General features: G+C 58.0%; 15 protein-coding genes. 12 read left to right on the top strand and 3 right to left on the bottom strand.

Translation table 11 applies throughout. The features are described from left to right. Nucleotides 1-1,069 precede the first annotated feature (1,069 nt). Complete coding sequence (locus tag JTP94_RS29150; RefSeq protein ID WP_246755404.1) at nt 1,070-3,268, top strand: EAL domain-containing protein; 2,199 nt, start codon at nt 1,070-1,072, stop codon at nt 3,266-3,268. Between the two features lie 150 nt (nt 3,269-3,418). Here the strand turns inward: JTP94_RS29150 and JTP94_RS29145 are convergent, their stop codons facing one another. Further along, a complete protein-coding gene (locus JTP94_RS29145) occupies nt 3,419-4,711 on the bottom strand; it encodes a GGDEF domain-containing protein (protein ID WP_204853908.1) in 1,293 nt (430 codons plus the stop codon). Nucleotides 4,712-4,879: 168 nt separating this feature from the next. Between JTP94_RS29145 and JTP94_RS29140 the strand changes: the two genes are divergently transcribed. Continuing rightward, a complete protein-coding gene (locus tag JTP94_RS29140) occupies nt 4,880-5,968 on the top strand; it encodes an HD-GYP domain-containing protein (protein WP_312038199.1) in 1,089 nt (362 codons plus the stop codon). A gap of 575 nt (nt 5,969-6,543) precedes the next feature. On the opposite strand, the gene JTP94_RS29135 is transcribed toward JTP94_RS29140, so the two are convergent. Next, entirely contained in the window at nt 6,544-7,482 is a 939-nt protein-coding gene (locus tag JTP94_RS29135; RefSeq protein ID WP_204853907.1) for a LysR family transcriptional regulator, read from the bottom strand. A 116-nt stretch (nt 7,483-7,598) separates the two neighbouring features. Between JTP94_RS29135 and JTP94_RS29130 the strand changes: the two genes are divergently transcribed. From JTP94_RS29130 to JTP94_RS29090, 9 genes are all read left to right on the top strand, one after another. Then, nucleotides 7,599-8,171, top strand: a complete 573-nt coding sequence (locus tag JTP94_RS29130; RefSeq protein ID WP_204853906.1) for an isochorismatase family protein — start codon at nt 7,599-7,601, stop codon at nt 8,169-8,171. Between the two features lie 62 nt (nt 8,172-8,233). Then, nucleotides 8,234-9,100, top strand: a complete 867-nt coding sequence (locus JTP94_RS29125) for a pirin family protein (RefSeq protein WP_204853905.1) — start codon at nt 8,234-8,236, stop codon at nt 9,098-9,100. Between the two features lie 309 nt (nt 9,101-9,409). Beyond that, entirely contained in the window at nt 9,410-9,760 is a 351-nt protein-coding gene (locus JTP94_RS29120) for a hypothetical protein (protein ID WP_204853904.1), read from the top strand. A 12-nt stretch (nt 9,761-9,772) separates the two neighbouring features. Continuing rightward, nucleotides 9,773-10,477, top strand: a complete 705-nt coding sequence (locus JTP94_RS29115; protein ID WP_204853937.1) for an alginate export family protein — start codon at nt 9,773-9,775, stop codon at nt 10,475-10,477. A gap of 898 nt (nt 10,478-11,375) precedes the next feature. Beyond that, a complete protein-coding gene (locus JTP94_RS29110) occupies nt 11,376-12,119 on the top strand; it encodes an SDR family NAD(P)-dependent oxidoreductase (RefSeq protein ID WP_204853903.1) in 744 nt (247 codons plus the stop codon). An 87-nt stretch (nt 12,120-12,206) separates the two neighbouring features. After that, nucleotides 12,207-13,820, top strand: a complete 1,614-nt coding sequence (locus JTP94_RS29105) for an NAD(P)/FAD-dependent oxidoreductase (RefSeq protein WP_204853902.1) — start codon at nt 12,207-12,209, stop codon at nt 13,818-13,820. 557 nt (nt 13,821-14,377) lie between these two features. Then, complete coding sequence (locus tag JTP94_RS29100; RefSeq protein ID WP_204853901.1) at nt 14,378-15,655, top strand: MFS transporter; 1,278 nt, start codon at nt 14,378-14,380, stop codon at nt 15,653-15,655. Nucleotides 15,656-15,771: 116 nt separating this feature from the next. After that, complete coding sequence (locus tag JTP94_RS29095) at nt 15,772-18,357, top strand: alpha-L-rhamnosidase (protein ID WP_204853900.1); 2,586 nt, start codon at nt 15,772-15,774, stop codon at nt 18,355-18,357. A gap of 120 nt (nt 18,358-18,477) precedes the next feature. Further along, nucleotides 18,478-19,479 (top strand): LacI family DNA-binding transcriptional regulator, encoded by a 1,002-nt coding sequence (locus JTP94_RS29090; protein ID WP_204853899.1) that lies wholly within the window; start codon nt 18,478-18,480, stop codon nt 19,477-19,479. Between the two features lie 322 nt (nt 19,480-19,801). On the opposite strand, the gene JTP94_RS29085 is transcribed toward JTP94_RS29090, so the two are convergent. After that, nucleotides 19,802-20,521, bottom strand: a complete 720-nt coding sequence (locus JTP94_RS29085; protein WP_204853898.1) for a TetR/AcrR family transcriptional regulator — start codon at nt 20,519-20,521, stop codon at nt 19,802-19,804. A 163-nt stretch (nt 20,522-20,684) separates the two neighbouring features. Between JTP94_RS29085 and JTP94_RS29080 the strand changes: the two genes are divergently transcribed. After that, the gene (locus JTP94_RS29080; RefSeq protein ID WP_204853897.1) at nt 20,685-21,533 is read left to right on the top strand and encodes a DUF3313 family protein; all 849 of its coding nucleotides are present in this window, start codon (nt 20,685-20,687) and stop codon (nt 21,531-21,533) included. Nucleotides 21,534-21,607 lie beyond the last annotated feature (74 nt).

Raw genomic sequence — 21,607 nt, 5'->3', positions numbered from 1 at the left:
ATCTCACGAGACCTGTGGCCCGTTCGCGCGGCCACAACATTCGTCTACCTGTCTGGCCCATGAGTTCGACGGACAATTTCCAGGAGATGATGATGACCGATAGCCTGCGGCACACGACCGAAGGTTTAGACATGGAACAAGCCGAGCGGTGGCGCGTTCGCCAGCGTTAGCTGGTCGATCGCGTTTCCAGGGATGGCGGCCAGTTTGGTAGCTGCTTCGTCGCAATCAACCGAAATCAAAAATTGCCGCATTGATGGACCGTCGGATCGCAGCGGTATTTCGCCGTCGTAATCCGGACCGGCGATGAGGTCGCCGGATGGGCGATAGTCATGCTGCTGGCGCGGAGCAGCACATCGTCCGGCAAATCGGTGATCGCGTTGCCGACATGCGACACGGTCCGATGATTGAATCAAAGGGTATTTTTTAAATGATATGCCGCGCGGTCCGCCGAATCTCGGTCTGACCGATGCAGATTGATAATGCGCGCAGCATCCTCGAAGCTTATCCCGTGCTTCTTAGCGAAGTAGGTTACATCATAGGGATCAGAAACTTTCCGGCGTGTTTCCTTCACAATGAGATGATCTCGCTTCATTGCGTCTCCTGGGCTTAGGTTTTAAGGCCCGAGTAACGATGGCTGCTTTGCAGCCGTCTGCCGATAGCAAATGCTGTTTTTGAGCAGCCGTTTCAGGAAATTTTTTCGAAGGTGTTGCGGCGGGGAACCAGATGACCCACGAAATCCTACGAACAGCTTTCCGGCACACCGGGAGCACAATGACCCAGGCCGCTGCCATCGCAGGGCAGGTGTTGGGAGTTCGGGGCCGCATGCTCACCAGCTCGGCGTGCGACAAGAGCGCCAGCCAATTTTAAGTAGTGTCTTTCATGTAATGGAAAGGTTCTTAGAATAACTTAGCATTCATCGTTGGCCAAAAATCCCGAGTAGCCAAACAAAGGGAATCGGATGCCAGGAACAAGATCCCCGCATTCCGGGGTTATTTTACCGACTGATGAGCCGAGGATCCACCAATCGCTTCTGACAGTGGAACGGCTGCAGGCGGAATTCCAACACCGCTTGACGGCTGAAGCTGAGTGGGGGGCCGAGCGCACACTGCTGCGGGCCATGGTCGACCATGCCCCGGATTATCTATTCGTCAAGGATCTTGAGTGCCGTTTTCTCGTCGTCAACAAAGCGGTGGCGCGCATTCATGGCTTCGCGAGTCCCGACGAGATCATCGGCAAGACCGATTTTGACCTTCACACGTTGGACTTAGCTTCAAGGTTCTGTGAAATTGAGCGCGCGGTAATCGAAACCGGAAGCCCGATGATCGACATGGAGGAGGTCGTTATTGATGCCGGAACAGGCAATAGAAAATGGCTCTCGACTTCCAAGGTCGCCATGCGCAACGATCAAAACGAGGTCGTTGGATTGGTGGGCATATCGCGCGATGTAAGCGTCCGAAAACGGGCTGATCTTTTGCGCGACGAGCAAGCTCTCGTCCTTGAAATGATCGCGATGAACTCGCCCCTGGATGAGGTGCTTGATCGCATCGTGCGGCTGATAGAGACCCAGCTCGAGGGTGTGTTTGGTTCCATCCTGTTGCTTGATGAAAGTGGAAGCCATCTCAAGCATGGTGCGGCTCCAAACCTGCCACCGGCCTATTGTCGCGCTATCGACGGTGTTGCCGTCGGCCCAGAGGTAGGTTCCTGTGGTACCGCTGTCTATCGGCGGGAGAGCGTCATCGTCACCGACATCGCGCGCGATCCGTTATGGGCCGACTATCGCGAGCTGGCGGCACAGCACGGGCTGCGTTCCTGCTGGTCAGCTCCGATCCTTTCGCATCAGGGCGCGGTGCTCGGCACATTTGCGATGTATTCGCGCGCGATCCGTGAACCGGGCGCCCTTGAAACGCAACTCACCGGGATGGCAACCCGCATCGCCGCAATCGCCATCGAGCGCAAGCTTGCCGAAGATCAGATAAGCTTTCTGGCGCATCATGATGCCTTAACGGGCCTTCCCAATCGCAGCCTTCTGAAAGATCGACTTACCCAGGCGATGCTGCAGACGGAACGCCACAATCCTTGTGTATCCGTCGTTTTCATTGACCTTGATACCTTCAAATCGGTCAATGACAGCCTGGGGCACTCTGCCGGCGACGCTCTCTTGAAAATCGTGGCACACCGGATGGTGGGTTGCGTCAGGCCAATCGATGCCGTGGTGCGGCTCGGCGGCGACGAATTCGTGATCCTTCTCGTCGACCAGCCCGAAGGATCCGACGTCATTTCGGCCATTCTCGACAAGATCCGGGTCGCAATTGCAGAGCCAATATCAATCGATGGCCGGGTTTTCCATATCACCTGCAGTATGGGCGTTGCGACCTTTCCGCATGACGGTACCGACGCAGAGACGCTTCTCGTGAACGCCGATGCCGCGATGTACAAGGTCAAGGAAGCCGGAGGCGACGGCTTCCAGTTCTTTACCGCCGAAATGAATAGCAAGGTTCACCAGCGTCTGGCATTGCAGGATGCCATGCGCGATGGCATCGCTCGATCCGAATTTTGTCTGCTTTACCAGCCTCAGGTTGACCTGAAGTCGGGGCAGATGTTTGCAGTGGAGGCTCTGGTTCGCTGGAAACATCCAGAACTTGGGATGATTTCCCCCGCACAGTTCATCCCGCTGGCCGAAGAAACCGGAATGATCGTTCCCCTTGGTGATTGGATATTGAACGAAGCCTGTCGCCAAAACAAGGCGTGGCAGGACGCGGGCCTTCCGCCGTTCAGCGTGTGTGTCAATGTCTCGGCCCGTCAATTCCAGGACAAGAATTTGATAAAGCACGTCACCAGCGCCTTAGCAGAAAGTGGACTGGGGGCCGAATATCTCGAGTTGGAACTGACCGAAAGCCTGGTGATGCGGGACGTAGAGCAAGCAATCGCGACGATGAAGGAACTGCAGGCCCTCGGTGTTCATTTTGCCATTGACGATTTCGGAACCGGTTATTCGAGCCTCAGCGCCTTAAAAAGCTTGCCGGTATCGAGGCTCAAGATCGATCAATCCTTCGTTCGCAACCTTGCGGAAGACGAGGACGATAGAACCATTACTGCCGCCGTGATCTCGCTCGGACAAAGGCTGAAGATGAAGGTGATCGCCGAGGGGGTGGAGACGGACGAGCAACTGACGTTCTTGCGCGAAAGCCATTGTGACGAGATTCAGGGTTATCACTTCAGTCGCCCGATTGAGGCCGAGGCCATTGCCGCCTTGCTTTCGACAGACTGAGACCAATGCATTAGCGATGATGCCTCGCTCTCGCGGTCGATACCGTCTGCCGCAGCGGCCCTGGCATTCAGTGCGCCGGCCCGTTGCCCCCAGGGGCTCGATGGAATGAGCAAAATGTCCGGCCGCAAAAAGCCGTCGAAAGCTTGGAGTTCAGGATTGTGAACGGTTCTTCTCCTGACCCCATTGTGAAACCGCGGCCCACTCAATGTGGGACGACGCGGGCGACCCTTCCTGGAATCTCGCAGACGGTGGTGCGGTCAGCAACGAGCTATTGGCGGCTGGCGTGTCCTCTTCGACCGCTCGTGCCAGCCGGTTCCGGCCTCCAGACTTGGCTTTGTAAAGTAGTTGGTCGGCTCTCTCCATCAAGTCATGGAGACTCTCTCCGGATCGACGCTCCGCGACCCCGAAACTTGAGGTGACGCGGTGCGAAACGGGTATTCGATCGAAGGTCTGGCGCTCTATCCGCTTTCGAATCCGTTCGGCGACGGCAGCTGCGGACTCCTCCTTCGTGTCAGGCATCAGGATAGCGAACTCTTCGCCACCGACGCGGCAGACGAGATCGGATGATCGGAGTTCGCTGACCAAGATCGCTCCGAAACTCCGAAGGACATCGTCGCCGGCGGGATGACCATAGGTGTCGTTGATCACCTTGAAATGATCGAGGTCACAGAGGACAAGAGAAACGGAGGCACTGCTGGCAGACAAACCCAATTCATTGGAGCGCTCCTGGAATCCCCGCCGATTGAGCACGCCTGTGAGAGGGTCGCTGTCGCGCTCGCGACGAAGATCATCAAGAAGGTCCGATAACGCAGCGGCAAGGATCGCAAATGCGAGCGCCGCGCCGAGCAGCGCGATTGACACCTGTAACGCCTGCCAGAACGGTGACTGACCGAAGTTCCGCGCCGAGAATACGGCATTCGGCCCGGCCGTGAGGGCGGTCCTCGGGAAGAATTGAACCGCGAATACGAACATGACCCAGAAAAGGACACGGTCGACCGGCCTTGTTCGTCGCTGGGGAACAAGGCGGAACGATGCGATCAGCAAGATCGCGCCATACCCGAAATTCTGGATATAAATGCGTGCAAGCAAATACGGGGTGACATAACAGAAAAACAAGATCATGCCCGTGATGCCCAGCAGCAGCGCGACATCAGCGCGCAGACCGAATTGTTTTCGCGATCGACCGAGGATCCCTTCGGTGGCCGCGATGACCGCCGATGTGTAAAACACGCTTGATACCACCGCGTTGAGGTACACTGCGTCCGGAAGATGGAAGATTTGTACCGTGGCACCAGCGCAGAATAGCGTGCAGGAGAGGGAAAGAAGCAACAGGTAGTGCCGTCTTCTCTCAACCAGCCAGGCGCAGCAAAAAACTAGAGAAAATACAAGAAACATCCCTGGGGCAATCAAGGACATCGCAACTGTCGACTGGGACGGATTCATTCTTTCCCCTATTGCGACCTTACTTTCGCTTTCCGGCTCCTGATTATCGTGTGGTACCCTACCTGAGTAGGCCGAATGACGCCTGAACACGAATGGTAAGATTTTACGCAAGCCGCCGATAGGCCGCAGCTGCTATTCGCGTTTGGTCCACCGCCGACAGCAGAGCTCATGAACGAGCTTCGCGGCGCCTCTTTCCCGGGCCGAAATTGGGAAGTCTCGAGTTTTTATCTTTCGTTTAATAGTAATACTTTTGCGCGAAAGTATTTTCTCATCTCTCTCCGAAAACACTGGGAGACCAGAATGAGGAAAAGAATACGGCTGCATCAGGTGCGCATGGGCATGTACGTTGACGAACTTGAGGGTGCAGGCTCCTTGCCCTCCCATGTCGGGCCGATTTTGTCTCATGGCGACATCGACCGTATGATGAGTACTCATGCGATTAGCGTCGTTATCGATACACAAAAGGGGTTGGATGTCGATCAAGATCCCCCGGAAGGTCGTGAGTTTGATCTTGTCAGGTTCTCGTCCGATCTCGGTTCGAAGTTCAGTGCGGAGCAAATTCAGCGAGCACGAGAGGCTATCCAGGACACGCGACCCTCTGTGCGAGACCTCTTCGCCGAGGCAAGGGTTCGAGGTATCTTTCACCTGGACGCCGCTTACAAAGCCGTAGAACGGATTATGTTGGAGGCTATGACCAATGCCGGCGCGATGATCGCCGTGGCAAAGCTCAAGGAAAGAGACGAGGGAACCTTCCTTCACTCGCTGGCCGTCAGTGCGCTTATGGTCACCTTCGGGCGAAACCTCGGAATGAATGAGGCGGCGGCGCGGCTTCTTGGCTTAGGCGGGCTGGTTCACGATCTTGGAAAAATGGTGTTGCCTATCGAACTGTTGCGTAAGCCTGGGAAGCTGACAACCGACGAACTCGAGCTCATACGGAGCCATCCCGTACGGGGATACGAAATGGTGAAACAGCTCGAGGGCATGCCGGAGGCCGTTCTCGACATTTGCCTCTACCATCACGAGAAATTCGATGGCACTGGCTATCCCAATGGGCTAATGGGAGCTGCAATACCACAGGTCGCGCGCATTGCCGCGATCTGCGACGTCTACGACGCCCTGACGACGGTCCGGCCATATAAGCGCGCCTGGTCGCAGGCGGAGACTATCGAGACTATGGAGCGTTCTCAGGGTCATTTCGATCGCGACCTTCTGAAAGCGTTTATATCTAAGATGGTCATCAACGGCACCATTCATTAAGGAGCCGAGAGGGGGCGTTCGAACCGATGGCTGGGCGGCGATGATGAGACGCAGCCAATTTCCCGGCGTTGTTCGGCCGTCAGCGAGAACCGGGCACCGCCACTCCGCTTCCGATCGTCGGCGGGATTGTCCCGCCAACTGAAAGCAGGGCCAGGTCGTACTGGCTGACCCTGCACTTGGGCACCGCGATGGTGCCTAGGGCGCCGCGGCCCTATGGGGGCACCCACAACCATGTCGGGCGGAACGCATGCCCGGGTTCCTTAAGTCTCGCTGGCGCGCGAGCTAAATTTTGCATAAGTTGCGCGTCGGCAAAGCACCAAATAGCCCGAGATCAATGATGCAGCCGTTGGCCTAGCAATGGCCTCTTCCCCCGAATAGACAATAGGCGCTGGCCGCCCGCCACTTTCAAGACGTTGGGGGTCGACGTCGTTGAACACCTTCACCATCCGTGCACATGGGGCGGACCGTCTGAACAGCTTGCTCAAGCACCTTCCAGCAAGATTGACCCCCTGATGCCGTGATCTGCAAGCGGATTGTTTTGGCCGCGGATCTCCATTGATGTGCGATCGCTATTATTACGCCTCTTCGGTCCTTCCAATAGGCGAATTGCTCATTGTCTCGCTCGAACACTGTTTAAGGCGCTCGATCATCCAACGCCCCGCAGGACCCGGAGGGGCGTCGGTCCGGTAGACTGCGGAAATCGGAAGCTGGAGACCGCCCGGCGGGATGTTCTGGATCGAAAGTTCGACCAGCCGTCCCTCGGCGATGTCCTTCTCGACGGCATGGAGCGGCATGCCGCCCCAACCGAGACCGTTGAGGAGAAAGGCATGTTTGGCAAAAAGATCCGCCAACCGCCAGGTCAAAGGCGACATGACGCCGAACTCGCGCCCGGCCGAGAGGTCGGAGCGATCGGTGAGCACCAGTTGCACGTACCGCGCCAGCTCGTCGTTCGGAATGAGGCCGCTCGTTGCCGCAAGCGGATGTCTCGCCGACGCGACCATCACGAAGTCGACATCTGTGACGTGCTCGGCCAGAAGGCCTGCGGGGAGGGTGGGCAAGGATCCGACGAGCCCGAAACTCGCGCGCCCATCGATCACCGGCTGCACCGTACTGCCGAGCGCTTCCACATAGAGTCGCAATGGCGTGTTCGGGAATTGTCCGTGAAAGGCGTGAGCCGCGTCGGCAATCGCGGTGATGGGCACAAAAACGTCGATCACCGCGGCAAGTTCCGCCTCCAGTCCGCCTGAAATTCCCTTGGCACGTGCCTTCATGCAATCGACGCCGAAAACGACGGATCGCGCGTCGGTAAGAAGGACCCGACCCTCTGTCGTCAGCCGCGGATAGCGAGCGCTCCGGTCGAAGAGCTTCACCGCAAGCTGTGTTTCAAGATTGGCAATGATTTCGCTAATAGCGGACTGGGTCCGCTTCAGTCGTCGGGCCGCCGCGGAGAAGCTTCCTTCATCGGCCGCGGCAACAAAGGTTCGGAGTTGGTCAAGAGAGACACCATCAAGCACGTCTATTCCTCCTATCGGACACACCGATGGTTTCCATCAAATAATACAGGCTACTTTCATTTATGCAAGCGTGGCACTTACCGCAAAATCACTCACCCATCTAAAGAGAGAACGTTATGCACTCGACCGCCTTCACTCCCGAGAACGCCGCGCTGCTGTTGATCGATCATCAAGTCGGCACGATCGGCTTTACCCATTCGCACGACGTGAACCTGCTCATCCAGAACACCACGAAGATCGCCAAGATCGCCGCGGCCATCGATCTGCCGACGGTGCTGACATCCAGTCAGGAAGAGAATTTCCAGGGGCTTCTGATCCCCGCCCTGCGGGAAATCCTGCCGGCGCAGTACGAAGCCCGGATCAAGCGCCGCGGCATCGTCAATGCCATGCACGACGTCAATTTCGCCAACGCCGTCCGGGCGACGGGGCGCAAGAAGCTGTTCGTCTCCGGCATCGCCACCGAGGTCTGCGTCCTCTTCCCGGTGCTCCAGCTTCTGGAGGAAGGCTATGAGGTTCAGGTGTCGGCGGACACCTCGGCTTCGCACACCCTCTACGGCGACACCATCGCCCTGCGCCGCATGGAGCAGGCCGGCGCGATCATCACCACCGTCGACCAGATCATCGCGGAACTGGCGATCGACTGGACCAGCCCGAACGGAACCAAGCTGATCCACATTCTCGATTATTGATCACTACCGCTTTCCGGCTCCATTGGGGACCGGGAGGCGGTTTTTTACCAAGGACATGCACCATGAGCACACAGATCACGCTTCCGGGATCACGCCGCATCCGGCATAAGACCTCCGGGCAAGAACATGGCCCGATCACGCGTCTGATGAGTCCGGGCAATCTTGGGCAGCTCGTGAAGCCATTCGTTTTCCTCGACCTATTTTCGGCGCCTGCCGCCTTCGCCGGACAGATGCCAGTGCATCCGCATTCGGGGATCGCGACCGTCACCGTGTTAACCGAGGGCGATTTCCGGTTCGACGATCCTGTCTCAGGGTCGGGAACGCTCGGCTATGGCGGGGTCGAGTGGATGCGCGCGGGCGGCGGCGTCTGGCACGGCAAGGAAATGTCGATTGGAGAGGCCTCGCACGTGACGGGCTTCCAGCTCTGGCTGGCGTTGCCGCCTGAGCTGGAGAATGGCCCGGTCGACAGCCAGTATCTGGAAGCGTCGGCGATGCCGGTGACAGGGCCGGCGACCGTAATCCTCGGCGAATATGAGGGCAAGGCCAGCCCCGTACGGTCGCCTGCGGGGATCACCTATCTGATGGTGACCTTGACGCCAGGGCAGGGCTGGACCTACGCGCCGCCGGCCGAGCAGGATGTGGCCTGGCTGGCCGTCAGCCAGGGCGCGCTCGAAGGCGACAATAGCGTGCGGCGTGGCGAGATGGCGATCTTTGAGGGCGCCGGCGGCGTGGCGCTGCAGGCATCGTCGGACGGGGCGACGTTCGTCATCGCTTCCGCGATCGCGCATCCGTTCGATCTGGTGACGGGCAATTATTCGGTGCACACCAATCGCGCGGCGCTGGCCGAAGGCGAAGGGCGCATCGCGGAGCTGCGCACCCGTTTACCGACGCAGCAGGCTTCGGGTCCGACCCCCGTTTTTGGGGGGTGAGACTGCCTCGAGCGCAATGAGCACTGCTCACCGCAGTCGTACGAAGCGGGGGACGCCACGAACCTCCTTTGGTCCTCACGGCGGAACTTCGGCATCAGGACGTTCAGCGCGGCACCGGAAGCGCTGGACGTTGATGGTTTGTCGCGCCTGGCAATCTATCGCCAGACTGTTGCCCTACTGCTCGGGCGAGTGACGAGTGAGTGAATGGCGTCGCTTCAGCTCAACGATCCTGGCGCGTGGGCGAGAGGTGTTTCGGGCTCGATGCTTCACTCACGCGATCTGTCTCCTGAAAGAGAATGAAGGGGGTACATGCGCTTGTCGCTGTGGGTGTTCATCCTGAGCACGGTCTCGATCCCTGCATTGGCCGAAACGCCATGTCCTGCACCTCCGCACTATGCATTGCTGCGTCAGGATGAAGACTACAGCTACCTTGCAGATGCCGCCTGCAGACGCGACCCGTTGGACGACATCAAGTTCATCCCCTTGGACGCCGAGGGAGATCAGTACCTGACCTTCGGTGGCGAGGCGCGTGAATGGTACGAGGGACTGCACAATGCCAATTGGGGAGCCGGGCCGCAGGATTCCGATGGCTATCTGCTTCAGCGCCTTTCGAGTTACGCAGACTGGCATGTTGGCAACGGGATCCGTCTGTTCGGCTAGGTCTCAAGCGCAATCGAAAGCGGCCGCAATGGCGGTCCGCGTCCGACGGATGAGGACAGGTTGTGGGTGGAAGAGGCGTTCGCCGAAATCAAAGTCCCCGTGCTCTCCCATGCGGACGTTGCGTTCCGCCTCGGCCGGCAGCAGTTCCAGTTCGGTTCTGGAAGATTTGTGGATGTGCGCGAGGGGCCGAATGTCCGGCTTGCGTTCGATGGCATCTCGGCGATCCTCGACGATGGCCCTTGGCACACTACGGCTTTCGTCACGCAGCCGGTGCTGAACCGCCGCCAAGTGTTTGACGATTCGACCGACACTCGCACGACGTTTTGGGGGATCTATTCGACGACGACGATACCTTCGATCGATGGCGGCCTCGACCTCTACTATCTGGGAATCGATAATCGCGGGGCGACCTTCGATCGCGGCACCGGTCGCGAGCTACGGCACACCATCGGCGCACGGGTTTTCGGAGGCAAGGGAAATTGGGACTACGACTGGGAGGCGACATATCAGGTTGGCAGCTTTGCGGGGGTGCCCTTGAGCGCCTATGCGGTGGGCACGGACACGGGGTACAACTTCGAGTCTGCGCGCTTCTCACCGCGGTTGAGCGTCAAGGCGGGCGCAACAAGCGGTGATGGCGGGCCCGGAAGCGGCACTTTGCAACTTTCAGCCCGCTCTTTCCGAGTGGCATCTACTTTGGTCAAGCTGCCATCGGCTTAAACGGTCCATCCAATATGCTGCGACTTGGCACCGCGCTGCAGGCACACCTGACGCCGTCCGTTCAAGTCGGAATTGACTATGACTGGTTCTGGAGGAACAGCCATCGACGATGGCGTCTATGGGTTGGGAGTCAATTTGCTCCGAACGGGCCACGAAAGTCGGGAGCGATACATTGGGAGCCAGCCGTCAGCGTCGCTCAGATGGCATGCCGCGCGTCATCTCGACCTTTCGCTCGCCTATGCATATTTCGCCGCTGGCCCCTTCCTGACCCATAGCGCAACGCCCGGACGCAACGTCCAGTATCTGTCGGCAGTCGCGGACTATAAGTTTTAATGAGGCCACCAGGACGACCCGGCGCGGGCGGCAGCCAAGACGCTGACGTTATCAGGCATGGCAAATCCTTACCCTTTTCACGTACTTGATTTTATCGCCCTTTGACTGCGGCCCAGCTAAATTTCAGCGTTCAGGGCTAGGATCGAGGAGGATCTAACTTCCGCGGGTGCCGCCCCATCAGCGTAGCGGTCGGCCCCGCCACGCTTGCCGCCCTTGCAAAAGTCGCCGATAACATCTTCGGAACAGATTTTCCGATGGCGCCTGACCTCGGCATCAGGAGGTGCTGCAAGGCGCCGGAGGCACTCGACGGCCGAGGCACGTCGGCCCGGGCAATCTAGCGCGAGAACGCGGCCAGGCTTCCCAGCCGCGCGAGCTGAATTTCCGCAATAACTGCCCAAACGGATCAGGGCATCCGATCTCTCTCGCCTCGCGTTAATAAACATTGTCAGCGTTCAGCCGACGCCCAATATCGGCTAAGCCGATAGCTCCCATCAAGGAATACCGGCTACTCCTGTCTATGCATCCGTGGCATGAGCACATTGATGTTTAACGCCTAGGAGCCGGGATGACCGAATTGTTGACTCATCAGGGCCGCGTAGCTGTCGTAACAGGTTCCGGTCGCGGGATCGGCGCAGCCATCGCGCTCGAATTGGCACGGCGCGGTGCGAGCGTCGTCTGTGCCGATCTCCAGCAACCTTCCGATACGGTAAGCGCCATCGGTGCTTCCGCCGTCGGCGTCGACGCCGACGTCTCCGATCCTGCTGGCTGGGCTGCTATCGCGCGGGCGGCCGAGGCCGCGTTCGGTGACGTCGACATCGTGGTCAACAACGCGGCCTACTATCCCAATCACCCGATCGACGACCTTGATTTCGACACGTGGAAGAAAACGATGTCGGTCAATCTCGACGCGCAGTTTCTGTCCGCCAAGCAATTCGTTCCCGCGATGCGGCGCCGGAAATGGGGCCGCTTCGTCGGCATCTCGTCCAATTCGATCGGCCTGCCGGTCAAAGGCATGAGCCACTACATCGCCTCCAAGATGGGCATCATCGGCTTCATGCGCGGCCTGGCGAACGATGTCGCCGATGACGGCATCACTTGCAACGCGGTGCTGCCCGGGCTGACCCACACGGTCGCCACCGAAGCGCAGGGCGAAGAGCAACGACGCGCCGTCTGGCAGGCGCAGGCGATCCAGCGCTTTGCCGAGCCCGAGGACATCGTCGGGCCGGTTCTCTTCCTCACCACGGATGATGCCGCCTTCATGACCGGCCAGGCCCTCGTCGCCGATGGCGGGCAATATCGGGTCGGATAGCAAACTCGTCGCGCAGCATGGCTGCGCGGGAAATCATCGTCGAGCCAAAACGGGGCTTTGACCGCCCGCAATTCCGGAGAACGTTTCGTGTCGCAAAATTATGATGTCATTGCAGTCGGGGCTGGTCATCATGGCCTGATCGCCGCCGCCTATTTGGCGAAGGCCGGGAAAAGTGTGCTGGTCCTGGAGCGCAATGACCACCCCGGAGGCGGTTGCGTCACGAAAGAACTCGCACCGGGATATCGCTACGACGAACACTCGACAATCCATCAGGTGATCCTGTCGAACCCGATGATCAAGAACGATGAGCTTGGCCTGCTCTCCCAGTTCGGTCTCGAATATATCTTCCCCGAGGCTGTCTTCTCCTCGTACTTCGACGACGGTTCGGTGCTCACGTCGTACCGCAGCGTCGACAAGTCGGTCGAGTCGATCGCCCAGTTTTCCAAGACCGACGCGGAATCCTATCGCCGGTTCTCGGAGATGGCGTTCAAGCTGTTCCCGATGCTTGGCGAAGGCATGTTCATGCCCGCGGCCCCGATGGCCGGTGTGGTGGCCGGTTTGAGCCAGAGCCCGGACGGAAATGAACTGCTGATGATGATGCTCAAGAGCGGCCTCGACATCGTCAGCGAATGGTTCACGCACGAGAAGGTGCGGATGCATTTCGTGAAACTGATGTCCGAGAATCTGCAGGCGCCTTACGAAAAAGGCACCGGCATCGGCGCCCTGGCGATGTTGGGCGCCGCGCACGTCACCGGCCTCGCCCTACCCAAGGGCGGTTCGGGCAAGTTGACGGAGGCTCTGGTCAAATGTGTCGAGCATCACGGCGGCGTCGTGCTCACCGGCAAGACCGTCACCCGGCTCGTCCGTTCAGGCGATCGTGTGACCGGCGTCGAGACGGATAGCGGTGAAACCTATGGGGCGAATGACGGCGTTATCGGGGCGATTCACCCGCACCATTTGCGCCGCTACTTCGGCGACATCGATGAAGGCGTGCTGCACCGGGCTGAACGGGTGCAGATGGCGACCTATTCCGCGATGTACTCGCACTTCGCGCTCCGGGAGCCCATCAAGATTCGCGGCGACAGTGGTGACGAGGGCCGGGGGTTGATCATCGAACTGCTTCCGTCCAGCCTGGAAACGCTTCAAAGGGCCTTTGACGAATATCGATACGATCGTCTCCCTGATCCGATCCCGCATTACAGCCTGACGCAGCACAGCGACCATGATCCGAGCCGCGCGCCTGCCGGCGGTGCGATCTTCTCGATGATGACGTTCGCGCCCTACGATATTCGTCACGCGGGCAAGGACAACTGGGATGACCTGCGGGACGTCTGGCCCAAGAAGGCCCTCAACGATTCCCAGAAATGGCTGTTGAACCTCGACCGTGACAACATCATTGCCAGCCTCGACTACTCGCCGCTTGATCTCGAACGGTCGTCCCCGAGCTTTGTGCGCGGCGATATCCACGGCGCCGCACCGTTCTTCTATCAGATGAACGGTCATCGGCCGACACCTGATCTGGCCCAATACACGGTGCCGGGGATCGAAGGATTCTATCTGGTCGGTCCGTTCATGCATCCCGGCTCCGGGTTGACGGGCGCGGGACGCGCCACGGCCGCCAAAATGATGCAGGACATGGGAATTGACTTCGCAGAAGTGGTCGGGTCAGACGTTGTCATTCCGAAAACGGTAGCGCATTGATGAACGTGAGACGCTCGAGGTGAGCGCGGCGCGAAGGCGTTCGATAATCGTCCCCTGAATTTTATGGATTGTCGCGTAGCCGTAGTCAGGCTTTGCCAAGATCACGTTCCTTCTGACGCCAACGGCTGCCCGGATCGGCACTTTGTCATCGATTGCCTTCAGCTCCGGCAGCTATCATTTCAACATGCTATTCTTGACATCAAGATCGCAACCATCTGCAGGAACACGGTCGATCGCCTTTCGGCGATTCGCGCTCATCCGTTAAAGACTGCACTCCCAGCGAGCCAGCCGACTGACGAACCTTCGCCAGTCGGCGGCGTTCCCTAACCACTCTTCGGATACTAGCGGCGATGGGCGCAAGCATCGACGCGACGACCGGCGCTACCGCCTGTTTTGCGGCCGCAACTTGGCCCATCAAAACACCCTCGCAACCCAGATTTTGTGAATTGACGCGCGTCAATCTGGAGAAAATAACGATTGACGCGCGTCAATTTAGCCATGAAGGTGGGGAGCCTAAGGGAGTAGGCGGAAGAAATTCGTAAGAGGAGGTACGGCACATGTCAGCAAATGCAATTTCGACAAAGCTTGATGGACGCTACTGGAAATTGGCGATCGCTGGTGGAATGGCATCATATCTAGACTCCGCCGCCATCATTTCGGTCGGTATCAGCCTTGCCATCTGGCAGAAGGCGTTCGGTATGGATCCTTGGGCGGTCGGCTTCCTGAGCGCGTCCCTCACCTTCAGTATCGCTATCGGAGCGCTTGTCGGTGGACGTATAGCTGACGTTCTCGGGCGTAGGCCGGTTTTCAACACCGATCTTGCACTTTATGTCATCGGTGTCGCGACGATCTTGATGGCCTCAAGCCAGAACATGCTGATTGCCGGCGTCATTATCACCGGTCTGGCGGCAGGCGCAGACTTGCCGACATCGATTGCTGTCATTTCCGAACGTGCCCCGAAAGGCGGTCAGGGCCGAATGGTCGCGTTCACGCAGGTCATGTGGACGATCGGCATCGTCGTCGCGACGTTGATCGGCTTTATGGTAGCGCATCTCGGCATGTTGGGCGTGAAAATCCTGTTTCTGCATCTGATCGTCGTGGCAGTGCCAACTCTGCTGATCCGTATTTTCAGCCGGTCATTCCGTGAGATGGAGGAAGAGGCCAAAGACCGGAACAGTGCGGACGACACCGATATTGCCGTTCCTTTGAAGACGATTCTGACGACCCGGAAATATCTCAACGGAATTGTCATGACAGCGGCGTTCTATATTTTCTATGGGCTTGTGGCCAACACTTTTGGGCAGTTCAAGACGTACTTCCTTGTAACCGTAGGAGATGCCAGCCAAGCCACCGCGACCGGCTTTTCATTCTGCGCGACGTTGGTCGGCCTTGCTTGTGCTTCCCTCTTTACCAGAGCTGCGGATACCAAATGGCGCAACCGGTTATTCTATTTTGGGGCTATTTTACTGGTCCTCGGTCTTTCTGTCGCGGCACTCTCGGGAGGAAAGATCCTGTGGATCATGCTCATCGTGCTGATCATGTATAACCTGAGCAACCCGTTTGCCGGAGAGGCAATCTACAAGGTCTGGACCCAGGAGATTTTTCCTGTCAACGCGCGGGCAACGGCACAGGGCATCACCTATGCAATCGCCCGCTTCGTGTTTGCTGGCTTTGCGCTTGTGACACCGGCCATCATTGCATGGAGTCCTTCGGGTCTTTTCTGGATGCTCGTGGGCCTCGCAATCGTGTCCGCCGTCATCGGTTCTCTGCTCATTCGTGCCAATGCGGGCATCACCGCTTCGCTGACGCCGATGGGTAAGCAACAGCCGGCATGAGCAGAATTTGCGGATTGGCAGATAGCGATATGAGGTGCACGGACGTTGCAACGTCCGTGCACCTCACTCTCTGGAAAGCCGTTTAGTCACCCAGGCGGCGAGGGAATGCGACCGGAATGAAGAATACAAGCGATCATGACATGCCAATTTTCGCGGGCAATCCTGATCCCAGCAACGGACAGGCCGCGGTAGCCGACAAGCATGATGCCTGTCGTCAAGCAGATACCGCGACGGCTGCAAAACCAGATCCCTTCGACGGCTGTCACGTCATATCTCCCCGTCTGGAGCACGATCTTTCGTCAGGCGCCCCGCGGTTTCGCAAAGAATTCACGCTCGACAGGGAAGTCCGGTCGGCAGTTCTGTCGATTACAGCGCTTGGCCTTTTCAGGGCAAACATCAATGGCACACCTGTCAGCGAGGATGTGATCGCGCCGGGATGGACTGACTATCGTTATCGGCTGCTATATTCGCAATATGACGTCGCGTCATTGCTGAAGCAGGGGCGCAACTATATCGACGTTTTGCTTGGTAATGGCTGGTACCGGGGGCAACTGGGCCGACCAGCGCGCCGTGATCTTTACGGGCCGCGTCTCGGTCTCCTTGCCGCCCTGGAGGTCACATTCGCAGACGGGCAAACCATCGCAATCGGCAGCGATGACACGTGGCAGGCATCAAGTACCGCGATTGCAGCCGATGATCTCTACGATGGCTGCGTGATCGACTATAGGCGACATGAACGTCTGCTCGGCACGGACACCATCGACATAGACAGGACCATTCTCAAAATGCAGTCCTTTGCGGGTATTGCGGTTACTGAGACGCTGGCTCCGGTTGAGATCATCCGGCAGCAGGATGGTTCGATCATCATTGATTTTGGCCAAAACATTGTCGGGTGGGTCAAGCTGCAAATCAGAAACCCTAGCCGCGACCGGAATATCACCGTCCGGCATGCCGAAGTGCTCGAACATGGGGCCCTTTCCACGCGGCCTCTCAGGGCGGCAAAGGCCACGGATAGCTACTACTTGTCCGGCCCAGAAAACACGACACTCGAACCTGCTTTTACATTTCATGGATTTCGATACATCGGCGTGGAGGGATTGCAAGAGGACGAGCTGGAAGAGGTTCAGGCAATTGTCGTCGGCTCGGCGATGCGCCGGACCGGGTGGTTTTCATGTTCCGACCCGATGCTCAACAGGCTTCATGAGAACGTGGTGTGGAGCATGCGGGGTAATTTTCTGGGCATACCGACCGATTGCCCGCAGCGTGATGAACGGCTTGGCTGGACGGCCGATATCCAGGTTTTTGCGCCCACGGCATCTTTTCTGTTCGATTGCACGGAGCTGCTCGATTCATGGCTTTGCGACCTGATGGCAAGCCAGTTGCCTGATGGCTCCGTACCGGTCGTCATCCCGGATATCTACCGGCGCACGTCCGTTGCGACAGCAGGATGGGGAGATGCGGCGACCATCGTTCCGTGGGTTCTTTACCGGCATTCCGGGCGACCTGACATTCTGCTTCGCCAGTTTAACAGCATGAAACGCTGGATAGACCGGGCATTGAAAGCCGCCGGGCCAAAGCTGATCTGGAGCGGTGGGCATCAGTATGGAGACTGGCTCGATCCGACGGCTCCGCCGGACGATCCCGCAGCTGCAATGACCGACCGCGATCTAGTCGCCACCGCCTGCCTCTACAGGTCGATCAGCATCGCCGCAGATGTTGCTGCCGTGTTGACGCTGCGTGACGAGGCCGGCCGGCTTGCCAGGTTGGGCAATGATGTGTTTGAACGCTTCCAGGCGACTTTCGTCACGCCCGACGGTCGCCTTACATCGGAAAGCCAGGCGTCATACGCCATAGCGATCTCCTATGGGCTTTTACGCGAACACCAGTTGCAAACCGCGGGCAATCGCCTCGCAGACCTGGTCAGAAGAGCGGCTTTCACGATCGGTACGGGTTTCCTCGGCACACCCGTCATTCTCGACGCATTGGCGGTCACGGGCCATCAGAATGTTGCCATGCGGCTTCTAAACCAGACCGAATGCCCTTCATGGCTTTTTCCCGTTACGATGGGTGCGACGACCATGTGGGAGCGGTGGGATAGCATGCTCCCTGATGGCAGCGTCAATCCGGGGGAGATGACCAGTTTCAATCACTATGCGTTCGGCGCCGTCGCCGACTGGATGCATCGCTATCTCGCCGGATTACGGATGGAATCCCCAGGCTGGTACAGCTTTTCGGTTACGCCTGCCCTTTGGAGCGGGCTAAGCTTTGCGGAAGCAAGGTTCGAGAGTCCTGCCGGTTCAATCGTTACGCGATGGAAATATCACGACAATCGTCTTGATGTTAGCGTCGGGGTCCCCGATGGTGCCACCGCCGACATATGTCTGCCGGGCGAAACGATTAACTTATCTGCAGGCAGGCATAGCTTTTCGCGCATTATGGCGCCACCCGTTGAGGAAGCCGGTGGAACCTTGCCTGTCACGACGCGGCAGGCAATCGACCGTGAGGATGTGTGGAGGCGAGTTGGCAATGCGGTCGGCCGGTTCCGCCCCGACTGGAGCGCCAAAGTACTTGCGCGTTCCGCGTGGCCTTATCTTGATCTGCCGCTTGCCGATTTGTCCCGTTGTGTCGGCCTGTCTATTCCCACCGCGGAGGAAACTGCATTGCGGCGGATGCTTGAGGAAATTCAGGAGCTCTGCTCGTGAATTGAGAGATACCCATGGCTCGCCTACTTTGTGGATTTAACCATTTTCTGTATTTGACATGCAAGTCGACTAGATCTGTCGTGGGCTTCGGCAGGGACGATTGTGTCAGAGAGGAGATCGATGAGCGGTGAACGGGTACCAACTGCCAATATGGCTATGGTCGCGCGAGTTGCAGGGGTGTCGCGTGCCACAGTATCGAACGTTCTCAATCATCCTGATCGCGTTCATCCCGATACCGTTGCGGCGGTAAATGCTGCGATTCACCAATTGAAGTTTGTCCGCAACGGACTGGCAAGAACGCTAGCCGCCGGACATGCCAACAATATCGGTATCATTGTCTCCGGGTTCGACCATTCCTATTCATCAGAGATAATTGTCAGCGCGCAAGACAAGGCCATAGAGGCTGGAATGCACGTGGTCATTACCTGTAGCAACCATGATATCGCCTTACAGGATGACCACCTGCGCTACCTGCACGGCGAGGGCGTCGCAGCCGTCATTCTCGTACCGATGCCCAATTCCGATGCCTCTATCAGTCGGGCCATCGGCCGTGGTACGCGACTAATCCTGATCGATTATGATGGCGAACCCCTGAACTGTTCAAGCGTACGCATCGACAATATCGCTACCGGCCGCCTGGCAGCAACATATCTTCTTGAAAGTGGAAAATCGCGCCTGCATTTTGTGGGGCCGGATGGCGACCGTGTGGTCATCCGGGACCGCTGCAGGGGAGTGACTGAAGCGGTCGGCTTCGCCGGGATGAGCGTTTCTACCGTACAGGGCCTCTCAAGAGAAGCTGCAACCGCGCAAGGCAGGGAGATCGCCAGCTTAGCGCGCGATGGTCTCATCGACGGGGTGATTGCCGCAACCGATATAATTGGAATGGGCGTCATCTTCGGGCTGAAGGAGATCGGCCTGAAAGTGCCGGAGGACGTTGCAGTTGTCGGTTGCGACTACAATGCCTTCGCATGGAGAGGAGATGTTACCCTCACTTCCGTCGATCTCCTAAGTGAGACGGTGGGTGCGACAGCCATGCAACTGGCACTCGATCAGGTAAAGGGCCGCGTTCAGGCACCATGCAACATCGTTCTTCAACCTCGCTTAGTAATACGGGGCAGTTGAAGCGCCGGAGGGACGCATGAAGGGTTTCATTGCAATAAGAGTGTCAATTGGGCTCGATCAGATGTCGGTCGTAGCTCGGGGAAATTTCAACCCAGAGCCAAAGTATGAGCGAGATTGCGTGTGAGCGATAGGAAAATTCACGCCGCCGTCGCAAGCAGTGGCAGTCCGCCGCGGCACTGGCAAGCGGCGCTCACGTTCCGATATGTGCCTTGAAAATGAGTCCTTTCGAGTTCGAACTGGAGGCGAACAACCCTATGGCCGATGGCGAATATGCTTCACCAAGGGCGCGAACGGGAGAACGGGTGCGGCTTGGCGAGCCCAGTCACTCTTCATTCTCGCTTCGGCTATGAGACCCAACGCGCTCCTTCTTGGTAGAAGGTGATAGCGAGTAATCCGATTGAACGCCTCTCACGAACAGGTCAATCGCTCGCTCGATGAAATCACGGTTCACGCCACCTAATCCTGCCTCGGATCGTCCCAAGAGAGCGTTTCTAAGCGGAGGGAGAACGACCATGACAAGGAAAATCTCGGCATCCTTGTACATAAGCCGCTCGCCGCGTCCGTCACTGGGTAGGAATGGGTAGATCAGCTCGTAGAGACGTCGAACTGCTATCTCTCCAAGGCGACGTAGCACGCGGTCAGCAAGCTCGGGGAACTGTTTTGCTTCCGAAATGACGACGCGTTCAAGACCGATAATTTCGGGAGCTAGCACTATCCGATGCAGTTGGTCAGCGAAGGTGAGCAACTGATCATAGAGATCACCGTGCACCTCCTGGTTTGCCTCCAGTAGCTGGAGTTTGTGGTCGAGCACATCGCTTACAACCGCCTCAAAGAGCTGCGATTTGGCGGGGAACCGAGTATAGAGGGTTCGCTTTGAGACGCCGGCTTGCATGGCGACCGCATCCATACTCGTCACCTCGTAACCGTCCCGAAGCAACAAAAGACCAGCGGCATCGAGGATGCGCCGCGCGATCTGCTCTGAAACCACGCGGGTGGGGCGTCCGCCTTGCCCTGAGATAATCCGCTTTTCATTTTTGCCCATCAGTTGAACTGCCTACTGGAGCGTCGGTTGACAACCCGCGATGCCCTAAATAAAACTATCCCGTATAGTTTACTTAAATTCGGAGACGTGGCAAGTGCCACGTTTATCATCGAAACTTTCGGATCATCAGGTTCTCAGCGTCGAGGCCAACCTAGGAGCGCCTATGCCACAAATGTTCATCGTTCCTAATGGCACCCAGGCGCTGCAATGCATAGCGTTGGCGGTAGGCCTCTCGGGTTGTGTATCGGCGAAGTTGGAAACAGGCGGCACATTAACGGCTTATCAGGGCATGACGCCGGAAAATGGCGTCGTCGCGAAATCCAAGCAGCGCATGGAGAGGGCCGACGTGATGGCGGCCCGGACGGTTGTAATCGTCCCCACCACCTTTTCTGCCACGGCGTCCGGTGAAAAACTGAGTGAACAACAGCGGCGTGTCATCGCCAACGCCGTCGACCGATCGGTTTGCATTGGCCTGAGTGACCGGTTTCAGATTGTCGCGCCGGAGCAGTCCGCCGATCTGACGATCCACACTACGATCACACATGTAACAGTTACAAATGCCAAGATAGCAGCGGCATCGAAGGTGGCATCGGCGGTACCGACGTTTCTGAGCTTCGGCGCACCTGTGCCGGTGCCGCGCATCCCCATCGGGATGGGAACCCTTTCCATCGAGGCCGAAGCACTGAACCGGGAAGGTCAGCAGAAGGCCGCCTTGCTGTGGGCGCGTGGGACTGACGTTCTGACTGGTAAAGCACGAGTTTCGGCGGCAGGTGATGCATATGATCTTGCGAGCATGTATGGCAACGACTTCAGCAAATTCCTCGTCACCGGAAAGAATCCGTACAGTGCCGGGATATCGCTCCCGACCACTCAGAAATTGAAATCCTCTCTCGGCGGTAACCCAAAATACGCCGCCTGCGAGAAGTTTGGAAAGGCGGGTGTCGCAAACTTTGTCGCTGGCGCACTGGGAGCACCTCCCGAATGGGTGGACAAAGGCGAGCCGCGCCACTAGGCGTAAATCTGCGCGGTGATGAGCAAGGCTGAGCTCATCCAGATCCCGAGAAGGGATTGCGTGACAGATATGGA

It is taken from the genome of Martinezella lusitana (assembly GCF_016901135.1).
Classification (GTDB): Bacteria; Pseudomonadota; Alphaproteobacteria; order Rhizobiales; family Rhizobiaceae; genus Rhizobium; species Rhizobium lusitanum_D.
Note: the sequence above shows the minus strand (reverse complement) of the source record. Positions and strands in the feature narration are given on the sequence as shown.